At 72.5% G+C, this 13,878-nt stretch carries 13 protein-coding genes; 11 read left to right on the top strand and 2 right to left on the bottom strand.

Going from position 1 to position 13,878, the window contains the following annotated elements:
* On the bottom strand, positions 1-210 hold a 210-nt coding region (locus E1289_RS31230), incomplete at its 3' end, for an FAD-binding oxidoreductase (RefSeq protein WP_131986640.1).
* Between the two features lie 246 nt (positions 211-456).
* Between E1289_RS31230 and E1289_RS31225 the strand changes: the two genes are divergently transcribed.
* From E1289_RS31225 to E1289_RS31200, 6 genes are all read left to right on the top strand, one after another.
* Positions 457-1,698, top strand: a complete 1,242-nt coding sequence (locus E1289_RS31225) for an MFS transporter (RefSeq protein ID WP_243713269.1) — start codon at positions 457-459, stop codon at positions 1,696-1,698.
* A 34-nt stretch (positions 1,699-1,732) separates the two neighbouring features.
* Positions 1,733-5,446 carry a nitrate reductase subunit alpha gene (locus E1289_RS31220; protein WP_165970677.1) on the top strand — a complete coding sequence of 1,238 codons (3,714 nt, stop codon included), beginning with the start codon at positions 1,733-1,735 and terminating at the stop codon, positions 5,444-5,446.
* On the top strand, positions 5,447-7,192 hold the full coding sequence (gene narH / locus E1289_RS31215) for a nitrate reductase subunit beta (RefSeq protein ID WP_131986638.1): 1,746 nt from the start codon (positions 5,447-5,449) through the stop codon (positions 7,190-7,192). It begins immediately after the preceding gene.
* Complete coding sequence (gene narJ / locus E1289_RS31210) at positions 7,189-7,887, top strand: nitrate reductase molybdenum cofactor assembly chaperone (RefSeq protein WP_131986636.1); 699 nt, start codon at positions 7,189-7,191, stop codon at positions 7,885-7,887. The genes narH and narJ overlap by 4 nt, the downstream gene beginning before the upstream one ends.
* A complete protein-coding gene (gene narI, locus E1289_RS31205) occupies positions 7,884-8,657 on the top strand; it encodes a respiratory nitrate reductase subunit gamma (protein ID WP_131986634.1) in 774 nt (257 codons plus the stop codon). The genes narJ and narI overlap by 4 nt, the downstream gene beginning before the upstream one ends.
* Before the next feature lie 107 nt (positions 8,658-8,764).
* Positions 8,765-9,769, top strand: coding sequence for a hypothetical protein (locus tag E1289_RS31200; RefSeq protein ID WP_131986632.1), 1,005 nt, complete (start codon positions 8,765-8,767; stop codon positions 9,767-9,769).
* Between the two features lie 16 nt (positions 9,770-9,785).
* Here the strand turns inward: E1289_RS31200 and E1289_RS31195 are convergent, their stop codons facing one another.
* Positions 9,786-10,205 carry a pyridoxamine 5'-phosphate oxidase family protein gene (locus E1289_RS31195; RefSeq protein ID WP_131986630.1) on the bottom strand — a complete coding sequence of 140 codons (420 nt, stop codon included), beginning with the start codon at positions 10,203-10,205 and terminating at the stop codon, positions 9,786-9,788.
* A gap of 153 nt (positions 10,206-10,358) precedes the next feature.
* Here E1289_RS31195 and E1289_RS31190 point away from each other — a divergent pair, with 153 nt between their 5' ends.
* From E1289_RS31190 to E1289_RS31170, 5 genes are all read left to right on the top strand, one after another.
* Positions 10,359-10,748 carry a hypothetical protein gene (locus tag E1289_RS31190; RefSeq protein WP_131986628.1) on the top strand — a complete coding sequence of 130 codons (390 nt, stop codon included), beginning with the start codon at positions 10,359-10,361 and terminating at the stop codon, positions 10,746-10,748.
* A gap of 164 nt (positions 10,749-10,912) precedes the next feature.
* The gene (locus E1289_RS31185) at positions 10,913-11,368 is read left to right on the top strand and encodes a hypothetical protein (protein WP_131986626.1); all 456 of its coding nucleotides are present in this window, start codon (positions 10,913-10,915) and stop codon (positions 11,366-11,368) included.
* Positions 11,369-11,459: 91 nt separating this feature from the next.
* Positions 11,460-12,338 (top strand): Gfo/Idh/MocA family oxidoreductase, encoded by an 879-nt coding sequence (locus tag E1289_RS31180; protein ID WP_131986624.1) that lies wholly within the window; start codon positions 11,460-11,462, stop codon positions 12,336-12,338.
* 61 nt (positions 12,339-12,399) lie between these two features.
* Entirely contained in the window at positions 12,400-12,792 is a 393-nt protein-coding gene (locus E1289_RS31175; protein ID WP_207929267.1) for a rhodanese-like domain-containing protein, read from the top strand.
* 349 nt (positions 12,793-13,141) lie between these two features.
* Positions 13,142-13,849, top strand: a complete 708-nt coding sequence (locus E1289_RS31170; protein ID WP_131986620.1) for a hypothetical protein — start codon at positions 13,142-13,144, stop codon at positions 13,847-13,849.
* Positions 13,850-13,878 lie beyond the last annotated feature (29 nt).

Below are 13,878 nucleotides of genomic sequence, written 5' to 3'. Positions count from 1 at the left end.
GCCCCGCATCGTCAGCGGGACCCCGGCCTCGCGGCACACCCCCAGCACCGCCGGCAGTTCGCCCGCGTCCCGGGGCGTCACCACGACCCGCGGCGGCACCCGGTACAGCGAGGCGTCCGACGAGTACATCGCCCGCGCCAGCGCGGAGTCGTCGACCCCGCTCGCCCCGGCCCGCCGCAACGCCCCCACAAGCTCGCGGTGATCGGTCACTGGGCCGCCTCGCCCCGGCGGTGAACTGCCTGCATACCGACAACGTTAGGTCATCCCGCCCGCCCGGCGGAGGGTGTCCGGGCACCGCCCGGGGAGATCTACCTCTCCGGGGACCAAGGTCCCTTCCCGGGGGCCGCGGCGGTCGGAGAGGGTGAAGACCGCCGGGAAGCCGATCATGGTTACCCGGGGTGGGGCCGGGAAGGCCCACCGGCAGTCGAGAATCGCGATGGCGGAAGTGGTGCGGACGTGACGGAGACGCGACGGGACACCGGTGCCGGACCGCCGGGGCCGGGGCGCGCCGAGGGCGCGGGACGGCCGGTCCTCATGCTGGCGATGGCCACCCTCGGCTTCGCCCTGAACTTCTGGGCCTGGGCCCTGCTCAGCCCGCTCGCCCCCCGGTTCCAGGAGTCGCTGGGGCTGACGTCCTTCGAGCAGTCGCTGCTGGTCGCGGTACCGGTGATCGTGGGGTCGGTCGGCCGGATCCCGGTGGGCGCGCTGACCGACAGGTTCGGCGGGCGGGTGATGTTCCCGGCGCTGTCGGCCATCACGATCGTGCCCGTGCTCTACCTCGGGCTCTGGGGGAACTCGTCACTGGTGTCGCTGCTGGTCGGCGGGTTCTTCCTCGGTGTCGGCGGCACCGTGTTCGCGGTGGGCGTGCCGTTCGTGAACGCGTGGTTCCCGCCGGAGCGGCGGGGGCTGGCGATCGGGATCTTCGGCGCCGGGATGGGCGGCACGGCGATCACCGCGCTGACGACGGTCCCGCTGGTCGACTCGCGCGGGATGGAGTTCCCGTTCCAGCTGATGGCAGTGGTGCTCGCCGCCTACGCCGTGGCCGCGTGGCTCGTCGTGCGGGACGCGCCCGGGCGCACGATGCCCGACGCTCCGCTCGGCAAGCGGCTGGCGGCGACGGCGAGGCTCCCGGTCACCTGGCAGATGTCGGCGCTGTACGCGGTGGCCTTCGGCGGCTACGTGGCGTTCTCGGTGTACCTCCCGACCTACCTGAAGGAGGAGTACGACCTGTCGCAGGCGGACGCGTCGAACCGGATGGCCGGGTTCGTGCTGCTGGCGGTCCTGATGCGGCCCATCGGCGGGTGGCTGTCCGACCGGATCGGCGCGGTGCGGGTCATGGTGGCCTCCCTGGTGGTGGTGGTCGTCGGCGCGGTGGTGCAGGCGTTCTCGCCGCCGCTGATGCCGCTCGGGACGATCGCGTTCCTGGCGATGGCGGCGGCGCTCGGCGCCGGTAGCGGAGCGACGTTCGCGCTGGTGGCGAGGCTCGCCCCGGCGAACAAGGTCGGCGCGGTCACCGGGGTGGTCGGCGCGGCCGGTGGTCTGGGCGGGTTCGTCCCGCCGTTGGTTATGGGCTCCATTTACGGCAGTTTCGGCTCCTATGCTGTGGGGTTCGTCCTCCTCGCCCTCGTGGCGGCGGCGGCCGCGGTGTTCACCGCGACCGTCGTCCAGCGGGCCGTGGTGAGCGAGCGGAACGGCTGATGGGCACGGCGATGCGGGAAGAGGGGATTCGAGGGTGAGTTCGACCGAGGGCCGGCCGGGTCTGGACGGGCCGCTGGAAGAGGCGCTGGTGGGAACCCGCAGGTTCTTCACCCGCGCCCGGGTGTCGCCGGATCTCCGGACGATGACGAAGGCGGGCGGACGCGGGGCCGACGCGTTCTACCGTGACCGCTGGTCGCACGACAAGGTGGTGCGCTCCACCCACGGGGTGAACTGCACCGGGTCGTGCTCGTGGAAGGTGTACGTCAAGGACGGCATCATCACCTGGGAGGCGCAGCAGACCGACTACCCCTCGGTCGGCCCCGACCGGCCGGAGTACGAGCCCCGCGGCTGCCCCCGCGGCGCGTCGTTCTCCTGGTACACCTACTCGCCCACCCGGGTGCGCTACCCCTACGTGCGCGGCGTCCTGCTGGAGATGTACCGGGAGGCCAGGGCCCGGACGGGCGACCCCGTGGAGGCGTGGCGGGAGATCGTCTCCGACCCGGACAAGGCCCGCGCGTACAAGGCGGCGCGCGGCCGCGGCGGGCTGGTGCGGGCCACGTGGGACGAGGCGACCGAGATCGTCGCCGCCGCGCACGTGCACACGATCGCCGAGTACGGGCCCGACCGCGTCGCCGGCTTCTCCCCGATCCCGGCGATGTCGATGGTGTCGCACGCGTCGGGCTCGCGGTTCATCTCGCTGATCGGCGGGACGATGCTGTCGTTCTACGACTGGTACGCCGACCTTCCCGTCGCGTCCCCGCAGGTGTTCGGCGACCAGACCGACGTCCCCGAGTCGGGGGACTGGTGGGACGCCGGATACCTCATCATGTGGGGCTCCAACGTGCCGGTGACGCGGACGCCCGACGCGCACTGGATGACCGAGGCCCGCTACCGGGGCCAGAAGGTCGTCGCGGTGTCGCCCGACTACGCCGACAACGTCAAGTTCGCCGACGAGTGGCTCGCCGCCCAGCCCGGCACGGACGGCGCCCTGGCGATGGCCATGGGCCACGTCGTCCTCAAGGAGTTCTTCGTCGACCGGCAGGTCCCGTACTTCACCGACTACGTCAAGCGCTTCAGCGACCTGCCGTTCCTGGTGCGGGTGGACAAGCACGGCGACGCGTACGTCCCGGGCAAGTTCCTCACCGCGGCCGACCTGCCCGGTGCCGAGGCGGGCTCGGAGAACGCCGCGTTCAAGACGGTGGTCCTGGACGCGAACACCGGGCACCCCCTCGTCCCGAACGGGTCGCTGGGCTTCCGGTACGGCGAGTCGGGCGAGGGCCGGTGGAACCTCGACCTCGGCGACGCCGACCCGCTGCTGTCGGTCGGGGGCGGCCCCGGCGGCGACGCCGTGGAGGTCGAGCTGGCCCGCTTCGACGGACCCGGCGGCTCGCCGGGCACGATCCGGCGCGGCGTGCCGGTGCGGAACGTGGCCGGCCACCTGGTCACGACCGTCTACGACCTGCTGCTCGCCCAGTACGGGGTGGGCCGGGACGGCCTGCCCGGCTCGTGGCCGTCCGGGTACGACGACGCGTCGCAGCCGTGCACCCCCGCGTGGCAGGAGGCCATCACGGGCGTCCCCGCGCAGGCCGCGGAGCGCATCGGGCGGGAGTTCGCCGCGAACGCCGAGGAGTCCCGCGGCCGCTCGATGATCATCATGGGCGCCGGCGCCAACCACTGGTTCCACTCCGACACGATCTACCGGGCGTTCCTGGCGCTGACGACGCTGACCGGCTGCCAGGGCGTCAACGGCGGCGGCTGGGCGCACTACGTCGGGCAGGAGAAGTGCCGCCCGGTGACCGGGTGGGCGCAGCTCGCGGGCGCGCTGGACTGGTCCCGGCCGCCCCGCCAGATGATCAGCACGGCGTTCTGGTACCTGCACACCGACCAGTTCCGCTACGACCACTTCGGCGCCGACACCCTCTCGGCGGCGCGGCCGCCGGGCGGCGCCGCCGGGCAGCTCACGGGCCGGTCCACCGCGGACGTCATCGCGCAGGCCGCCCGGCTCGGCTGGATGCCGTCCTACCCGACGTTCGACCGCAACCCCCTGGACCTGACCGACGAGGCGGAGGCCGCCGGCCGGCAGCCCGCCGAGCACGTCGTGGACGAGCTGAAGGCCGGACGGCTCAAGTTCGCCTGCCAGGACCCCGACTCCCCGGAGAACTTCCCCCGCGTCCTCAGCGTGTGGCGGGCCAACCTCCTCGGCTCGTCCGCCAAGGGCAACGAGTACTTCCTCAAGCACCTGCTCGGCACCGACAACGCCGTGCGCGCGAGCGAGACCGAACCGGCGAACCGCCCGAAGGAGGTGGTCTGGCACGAGGACGCCCCGGCCGGCAAGCTCGACCTGCTGCTGTCGCTCGACTTCCGGATGACCAGCACCACGATCTACTCCGACGTGGTCCTGCCGGCGGCGACCTGGTACGAGAAGCACGACCTCAACACCACCGACATGCACCCGTTCGTGCACTCGTTCAACCCGGCGATCTCACCGCCGTGGCAGACCCGCAGCGACTGGCGGGCCTTCCAGGACATCGCGGTCGCGTTCAGCCGGCTCGCCGAGCGGCACCTCGGCGTCCGCAAGGACCTCGTCGCGGTGCCGCTGCTGCACGACACCCCCGACGAGATGGCCACGCCGCACGGCCGCGTCGCCGACTGGGCGAAGGGGGAGTGCGAGCCCGTGCCCGGCGTGACGCTGCCGAAGCTCGTGCCGGTGGAGCGCGACTACCCGGCGGTCGCCGCGAAGATGATGGCGCTCGGCCCGCTCGCCGAGCGGCTCGGCGCGACCACCAAGGGCGTCACGTTCGACCTGGAACGCGAGGTCGAGTACCTCAAGCACAAGAACGGCGTCGTCCGGGGCGGCCCGGCCGACGGGCGGCCGTCGCTGCGGCGCGACGTCCACGCCTGCGAGATGATCCTCGCCCTGTCCGGGACGACGAACGGGCACCTGGCCACCCAGGGGTTCCGGGCCGTGGAGCGGCGCACCGGCTCCCGGCTCGCCGACCTCGCCGCCGAGCACGAGGGCAAGCAGATCACCTTCGCCGACACCCAGGCCCGGCCCGTCCCGGTCATCACGTCGCCGGAGTGGTCGGGGTCGGAGAGCGGCGGGCGCCGCTACTCGCCGTTCACCATCAACGTCGAGCGCCTCAAGCCCTGGCACACCCTCACCGGGCGGCAGCACTTCTACCTCGACCACGACTGGATGGAGGAGCTCGGCGAGCAGCTGCCGACGTTCCGGCCGCCGCTGAACATGACGGCGCTGTTCGGCGAGCCCGAGGTGGGGGAGACCGGTGAGCTGGGGCTGACCGTCCGGTACCTCACCCCGCACAACAAGTGGTCGATCCACTCCGAGTACCAGGACAACCTGTTCATGCTCTCGCTGTCGCGCGGCGGCCCGAACATCTGGATGAGCGCCGAGGACGCCGCCAAGATCGGCGTCCGCGACAACGACTGGATCGAGGCCGTCAACCGCAACGGCGTCGTCGTCGCCCGCGCGATCGTCTCCCACCGGATGCCGGAGGGGACGGTGTACATGTACCACGCGCAGGACCGGCTGATCGACGTCCCGCGCTCAGAGACCTCCGGCCGCCGCGGCGGCATCCACAACTCCCTCACCCGCCTGCTGATCAAGCCGAGCCACCTCATCGGCGGGTACGCGCAGCTGTCGTTCGCGTTCAACTACCTCGGCCCCACCGGCAACCAGCGCGACGAGGTCACCGTGATCCGCCGCCGCTCCCAGGAGGTGACCTACTAGATGCGCGTGATGGCGCAGATGTCGATGGTGATGAACCTCGACAAGTGCATCGGGTGCCACACCTGCTCGGTCACGTGCAAGCAGGCGTGGACGAACCGCAGCGGCGTCGAGTACGTGTGGTTCAACAACGTGGAGACCCGCCCCGGGCAGGGCTACCCGCGCCAGTACGAGGACCAGGAGCGCTGGCGCGGCGGCTGGGCGCTGAACAAGCGCGGGCGGCTCACGCTCAAGGGCGGCGGCCGGATCCGCAAACTGCTGACGATCTTCGCGAACCCGAAGCTGCCCGACATCCAGGACTACTACGAGCCCTGGACCTACGACTACGAGAACCTCACCAACGCCCCGCTGCAGGAGCACACCCCCGTCGCGCGGCCCAAGTCGCTGCTGTCGGGCGACGACATGCAGATCACCTGGTCGGCGAACTGGGACGACGACCTCGGCGGCTCCATCGAGCACGGCGGCAAGGACGTCCTGCTCAAGGAGATCTCCGACAAGGTGAAGATGGAGTTCGACAAGACCTTCATGTTCTACCTGCCGCGGATCTGCGAGCACTGCCTCAACCCGAGTTGCGCGGCGTCCTGCCCGTCCGGCGCGATCTACAAGCGGACCGAGGACGGCATCGTCCTGGTCGACCAGGACAGGTGCCGCGGGTGGCGGATGTGCGTGTCCGGCTGCCCGTACAAGAAGATGTACTTCAACCACCGGACCGGCAAGGCCGAGAAGTGCACGTTCTGCTTCCCGCGCATCGAGGTCGGCATCCCCACGGTCTGCTCGGAGACCTGCGTGGGGCGGCTCCGCTACATCGGCCTGATCCTCTACGACGCCGACAAGGTGCTGGAGGCCGCGTCCGCGCCCGACGACACCGACCTCTATGAGGCGCAGCGCAGCGTGTTCCTCGACCCGAACGACCCGCAGGTCATCGCGGCGGCCGAGCGGGAGGGCATCCCCGGTGACTGGATCGAGGCCGCCCAGCGGTCCCCGATCTACTCGCTGATCAACACCTACAAGGTGGCGCTGCCGCTGCACCCGGAGTACCGGACGATGCCGATGGTCTGGTACATCCCGCCGCTGTCGCCGGTCGTGGACGTCGTCCGCGACACCGGCCACGACGCCGAGGACCGCGGGAACCTGTTCGCGGCGATCGAGGCGCTGCGCATCCCCGTCGAGTACCTGGCGGAGCTGTTCACCGCCGGGGACACCGCGCCCGTCGACGCCGTCCTGCGCCGGCTCGCGGCGATGCGCGCCTACATGCGCGACATCAACCTCGGCCGCGAGCCCGACGAGTCCATCCCGGCGGGCGTCGGGATGTCGGGCGAGGCGATGTACGACATGTACCGGCTGCTGGCCCTCGCCAAGTACGACGAGCGGTACGTGATCCCGACGGCGCACGCCGAGCAGGCGCACGGCCTGGAGGAGCTGGCCACGGAGTGCTCGCTGAACTACGAGGGCGGGCCCGGCATGGGCGGCTCCGGCATGGGCGGCGGCTCCGGCCCGTTCGGTGAGGGGTCCGGAGGCCCGAACCCGGTGGCGGTGGAGAACTTCCACATGCTCCAGCAGCGCCAGACCGCCGACAACCCCGTCGACCCGGAGAACAAGCACCAGCGCGTCAACCTGCTCAACTGGGACGGCAAGGGCGCCCCGGCCGGGCTGTTCCCGAAGCGCACGGACGACGGGGAGGGCCCGGGGCCGGACGGCACGAACCCGCCCGCCGACTCCGGCGACGCCGAAACGGAGCCCAAGCCATGAGGAACAGGGGCCTGAAGAAGGGGTTCGCCAAGGGGTTCGCCGAGGCGGAGCTGGCCACCGCCTGGCAGGTCGCGTCGCTGCTGCTCGGCTACCCGGACGAGGAGCTCCTGGAACGGCGCCCGCTGCTCCGCCGGGCCGTCGCGGGGCTGCCCGCGGCCGCCGGGACGCCCCTGGGCGGCTTCCTGGACCACCTGGACGCGACGCCGCTGCGGGAACTGGAGGCCGACTACGTCGAGACGTTCGACCACCGCAAACGGTGCTGCCTCTACCTGACCTACTACGCCTACGGGGACACCCGTAAGCGGGGGATGGCCCTGCTGCGTTTCAAGCAGGCGTACGAGGCGGCGGGGCTCGTCCTGGACGATGGGGAGCTGCCCGACCACCTGGCCGTGGTGCTGGAGTTCGCCGCGACCGGGGACCTCGCGGAGGGGCGGCGGCTGCTGCTGGAGCACCGCGCCGGCCTGGAACTGCTGCGTCTCGCGCTCACCGAGTCGCGGTCGCCGTGGTGCCCGGTCCTGGAGGCGGTCTCGGCGACGCTGCCGCCGCTGAGCGGCCGCAACGAGGAGGCCGTCGCCCGCCTCATCGCCGAGGGCCCGCCCGAGGAGGAGGTCGGCCTCGCCCCCTACGGGAGCGGCGCCGGGACCTCGGGTCCCGTCTTCCTGCCCGATCCGGTCCTGGAGGCCCGTTCATCATGACCAGTCAGCTGCCCGCCCTCGCCGCGCAGAACGGCGGTGAACCGGGCGTCGCCGGCATCCTGCTGTGGGTGGCCCTGCCGTACGTCACCATCGCGGTGTTCGTCCTCGGGCACATCTGGCGGTACCGCTACGACAAGTTCGGCTGGACGACCCGCTCGTCCCAGCTGTACGAGCGGCGGCTGCTGCGCATCGGCAGCCCGCTGTTCCACTTCGGGATCCTCGTCGTGCTGCTCGGCCACGTCGGCGGGCTGGCGATCCCCGACCGCTGGACCGAGGCCGTCGGGATCACCGAGGACATGTACCACGTCATCGCCGTCGTCCTCGGGACCGTCGCCGGGTTCTGCACCCTCGCGGGCCTCGCGATCCTGATCTACCGGCGCCGGACGGTCGGCCCCGTGTTCGCCGCCACGACCCGCAACGACAAGCTGATGTACGCGGTGCTCGCGCTGGTCATCCTGCTCGGCCTGGCCGCGACCGTGGCGGCCAACATCGTCGGCGGCGGCTACAACTACCGGGAGACGGTCTCCCCGTGGTTCCGGTCGGTGTTCTACCTGCGGCCGGACCCGGACCTGATGACCGGGGTGCCGATCCTGTTCCAGCTGCACGCGCTCAGCGCGCTGGCGCTGTTCTGCATCTGGCCGTTCACGCGGCTGGTGCACATGCTCACCGCCCCGGTCGGCTACCTGACCCGTCCCTACATCGTGTACCGCAGCCGCGACGAGCAGCTCGGCATGCACAAGCCGCGCCGCGGCTGGGAGCGGGTCCCCTGACCTGGCCCCTGACCTGGACGGCCGTCCTCCCCGGTTACGGACTTTCGGCCCTGCCCCGCCCCGCCCGCACGGCGGAGGCTGGAAGTGCGCACCCGGAAGGAGCGATCATGCGGACCACGAATACGGACACGGGTCGTGTCGCGGCCGACGCGCGGCACGCCGTCGAGGACGCGATCTGGGCGCCCTCGGTGCACAACACCCAGCCCTGGCGGTTCGGGGTGGCGGGGACGCGGATCACCATGCGCGCCGACCCCGACCGCAGGCTCGGCGTCGCCGACCCGCGCGGCCGGGAGATGCTGATCAGCTGCGGGGCCGCGCTCTACACGCTGCGGCTGGCGCTGCGCAGGCTGGGCTACGACCCGGTGGTCCACCTGCTGCCCGACCCGGACCGGCCGCAGCTGCTCGCCGACGTCGACCTGCGGCCGGGCGAGCCCGCCGACGAGGCGGTCGAGCGCGAGCATGCGCAGATCCGGCGCCGGCACAGCCACCGGGGCGGGTTCGCGGCCGCCCCCGAGCCCGGCGTCCTGACCGGGTTGCGGCACGCCGCGGAGCGGGAGGGGGCCCGGCTCGTCCAGGCCGTCGACGCCCACGTCAAGGGCGCGCTGGCGGCCCTGACGGACGCGGCCGAGCACGTCCAGCGCCGCACCCCCGCCTACGCCACGGAGATCGCCCGGTGGGCGCCCGCGCCCGGGACCTCCCGCATGGACGGCGTCCAGCAGGACGCCTACCCGCAGCGGACGCCGCGGACCGCGCCGCACTTCCCCGCCCGCGACTTCGCCCGCGGCCAGGGCTGGGGCGTGGTGGCCGCCGACGACGACACGGCCCTGACCGGGCTGGTCGTGCTGCTGGTATCCGCCGGCGACACGCCCGCCGACTGGGTGAAGAGCGGCCAGGCGCTCCAGCGCCTCCTGCTGCGGGCTGCCGGGCACGACCTGTCGGCGGCCTATCACACCCAGGCGCTGCAGGTGCCGGACCTCCGCGAGTTCATCCGCGCCCAGTTCTGCGGCGACGCCTACCCGCAGCTGCTGCTGCGGCTAGGTGTCGCGGACGGCGAGCAGCTGACCAGCGTCCGCCGTCCCGTCGAGGACGTTCTGACGGAGGAGCGGGACTAGCCGGGAAGACGGCGCCTCACCGGCCGGCGGGGCCGCCGATCCGGCGGCCGGTGAGGAGCTCGGGCCGGATGCGGATGAAGTACTCGCGTTCCCCCGGGGCCCAGCTGTGCAGGGGCAGCGCCTCCAGCGCCGTCGCCTCGACGCGGTCGGCGACGTGCCGGGCGCGCCCGACGGCGACCACCGACCAACCCGTCCTCGCCCGGACGTCGAACTCGTCGATCTCGAACGCGACGACGGTGTCGGCCGCGGCGGTGGCGAGCCTCGACCGCCGCGACGTCCTGATCACGATGTCGCCGTCGCTGAGCGCGAAGTTGACCGGCTGGATGGCGGGCAGCGCCTGATGGGTGAAGACGATGCGCCCGATCTCGGCGCGGGAGAGGAGGGTACGGCACTCGTCCTCGTCGAGGATCTCGAGGCCGCTCTGGTCGAGCTTCATGGACTCCAGCGTGAAGCAGCCCCGGCCGGGACCGTAAGGGACCAAGGTCCTCATTCGGGCAAGGCGCGGGGTGCCGCGTGACCCGGCGGGGGCAGGCGGTAGCGTCCCGGTGAACCGTTTCCGATCATCGCCCGGTCCGCCGAGGAGGCCCCCGTGCTCGAGGTCACCACCGCCGATGTGCGGCTCTTCCTTCACGTGCTCGCCGCGACGATCTGGGTCGGCGGGCAGCTCACGCTCGGCGCGCTCGTCCCGGCGCTGCGCGGGTTCGAGGGTGTCACCAAGGTCGCCGCGCGCCGCTACAACATGGTCGCCTGGCCCGCGTTCGCCGTCCTCGTCCTCACCGGCGTCTGGAACATCCTGGCGGGCGACCTGGGCGACGCGGCGCAGCGCACGCTGGAGGTGAAGCTCGTCTTCGTCCTCCTGTCCGGTGTGGCCGCGTTTATGCACACCCGCGCGACCTCCAAGGCCGGCCTCGCCGTCTGGGGGGCCCTGGGCGTGCTGGGGGCCCTGGCGGCCCTGTTCTTCGGCGTCCAGCTCGGCTGACCGGGCGCCGGAAGTGTCATGGCGCGACCCGCTTTATTTGGGACGCGCATTCTTCTCCGGCGGCGCGGCCGTGCCTACGCTGGAGTCGTTGGGCCCCGCCCAGCGGCGAGGGATGGGCGAGACCCCGCCCGGACTCCCTCGCAGCTGCCCATCGGGGGGACGCCATGAGGCAGATCGTGATCGTGGTGGTGGCCGCGCTCGCCGCGGCTGCCCTGGCGTGCGCCGGCACCGTCGCCTTCATCAAGCTGAGCCCGGACGAGGAGCGCGACGCCGGCAGGGTGTCGGGTACGTCGGCGCCGCCCTCGCCGCGGCAGGACCGGAACCAGGGGGAGGAGGGGACCTCGCCCGAACCGCGGCCGACCGTGACCGTCACCGAACCCCGGACGGCGGTGCCCGACCCGCCGGACCGGCCGGACCAGGCGGCCGCGGACGTGAACTTCCTGGCGCTGATCGCCGCCGACGGCATCGTCGCCCCGGACGACTGGGCCATCGAGGCCGGGCGCGCCACCTGCGGCCAGGACTACGCGTCCGCGCGGGAGTACCTGACGGACGGCGGCCTCTACGACCACCACGTCCAGACGTTCCTGGACGACTGGATGATCACGCACGGCGGCTGCTGAGGGCCGCCCGTCCCGGCGCGGACGGCCCTCCGGCGACCCTGCGCGGCCCGTGTGGACCCCGGCCCGCGGGTAGATCGTCTAGGTTTGCCCCATGAGCGATTCTGTGGCGGTGGGGCTGGTCGGGGCGGGGCCGTGGGCCGGGATGGTGCACGCGCCCGCGCTGGCGGCGGGGCCTGCCACGCACCTGGCGGGAGTGTGGGCCCGCCGCGCGGAGGCGTCTGCCCGGCTGGCGGGCGAGCACGGCGCCCCCTCCTTCGCGCGGATCGAGGAGCTGTTCGACGCGTGCGAGGCCGTGGCGTTCTCCGTGCCGCCCGACGTGCAGGCCGACCTCGCGGCGCGGGCCGCCCGCGCCGGCAGGGCCGTCCTGCTGGAGAAGCCCCTCGCCATGGACCTCGACGGCGCCCGCCGGCTGGCCGGCGCCATCGCCGAGGCGGGCGTCGTCTCCCAGATGGTCTTCACCCTGCGGTACTCCCGCGCCGCCAGGGACTTCCTCCGCCGCGTCCACGAGATGGACCCGTTCGGCGGCTACGGCTCGTTCGTCTCCTCGGCGCTGAGCGGCGGGCCGTTCGCCACCCCGTGGCGGCTGGAGAAGGGCGCGCTCCTCGACCTCGGCCCGCACATCGTCGACCTGCTCGACGCCTCGCTCGGCCGGGTCGCCGGCGTCCGCGCGCACGGCGACCCGCTGGGCTGGGTGGGGCTGACCCTGGAGCACGAGGGCGGGGCGGTCAGCCAGGCATCGGTCTCCATGGCGGGCTCCGGCGAGCTGCCCCCGGCCCACATCGAGGTCTACGGGCGCAGGGGCCATGCGCGGCTCGACTGGTCCCAGCTCGGCGACGACGCGTTCGCGACCATGGTCGCGGAGTTCGCCGCGGCGGTCCGCGGCGGACCCGCCGCCCCCCTGGACGCCGCGCACGGGCTGCGGATCCAGGAGATCCTCGCCTCCGCCGACGCCCAGCTCAGAGCGGGGTGAGATCGAGCCGCGGCACTCCCCGCGGCACCGGCCCGGATGCCCGGCTGCGATGCTTGATGCCATGGCTCGTACGATCGATGACATCCTTGGCGAGGCACGCGGCCGGCTGGTCCGCGTCTCCCCAGAGCAGGCCCACGCGGAGACGCTGGACGGCGCGCTGCTCGTGGACATCCGGCCCGCGGCGCAGCGTGCGGACGAGGGCGAGGTGCCGGGCGCGCTGATCGTGGAACGCAACGTCCTCGAATGGCGCCTCGACCCCGCCTCCCGCGCCCGGCTGCCCGTGGCGACCGGCCACGACGTGCGCGTCATCGTGCTCTGCTCCGAGGGGTACACCTCCAGCCTCGCCGCCGCGTCCCTCCACGACCTCGGCCTCACCCGCGCCACCGACGTCATCGGCGGCTTCCGGGCCTGGCGCGCAGCCGGCCTGCCGGCGACGGGGGGAGCGGACGGGTGAGCGCCGTACCGTCGCCGGCCGGTGCCGCCCCGCCGGGGGGCCGCCCCCCGCGTGGGCGAGAAGCCCTGCCCGGCGATAATCGCCATTTCACCGGCCATTTCTCTCCGGGTGCGCCCGGACGATTTCAGAGGGTGATTTCTCAGTTGGGTTAGTGATCACAGATGTCGTTTTATCGAACCCTGATAAAACGTGAGATTTCTTCTCTTCGGGTCTTTGTTTTCGAGCATCACTCAGGTACAAACAGGGTGTATTTCGCGCGGTCATGACTCCCCGCTCACCGCGCGAAAGGGGGTCGCGTGCGGCGCGCCGCACGCGAAAGCAGAAGGCCCTCTCCCGAGGAGGAGACCCCGTGAAAGCTCCCATCCGGCTCGTCACCCCGCTCGTGGCGGCGTCCGCCGCCCTGGCCATGACGGCGGGCACCGCGTCCGCCGCCACCACCACCATCCGCGAGGAGACCGCCACCGGAGCCCCCTACTCCGGCAACTGGCAGGTCAGCACCGTCGGGACGCTCGACTTCGCCGTCACCTTCCTCGGTTCCCGGGTGACCGGGTCCTGCGAGGACGCGACGCTGCAGGGCACCGTGGAGTCCACCGGCGCCGGCGAGCTGACCGCGGCGTCGATCGGCGCCTGCCAGACCTCGAACGGATTCAGCTCGCCCGCGACCGACCTCGACCTGAGTGAAGTGCCCGACCGGAGCGGCAGCGTCACCTACGACCCGGTCCAGGACGGGCGCGACGGCGTCCTGTCCATCAACGCCGGCCTGAGCTTCAAGATCGAAGGCCAGGTGCTCGGCTTCACCGTCACCTGCTTCTACGGCTTCCAGACCGGCGGCAGCCCGGGACTCGCCTTCGACGTCTACAACCGCGACAACCCGAACCGCCCGCTCCCCGGCCACGACGACGCACAGGGCGTCTCGGACGACATCACCCTCGTCCGGCAACCGGGCAGCAGCGCGCTCTGCCCGTCCGACGGCACCGGCAGCGGCGCCGCCATCGCCCGCGGGGAGAGCACCCCCGGCTCCGGCGTCTTCGACCGGAAGCTGTACGTGACCTCGTAGGCGCCCGCCGGCCTCGTCCGGGCCGTACC

Origin of the sequence: Actinomadura sp. 6K520 (assembly GCF_004349245.1) — a bacterium.
GTDB lineage: Bacteria > Actinomycetota > Actinomycetes > Streptosporangiales > Streptosporangiaceae > Spirillospora.
The sequence above is the reverse complement of the archived record's forward strand: the minus strand, read 5'-3'. Positions and strand labels throughout refer to the sequence as shown.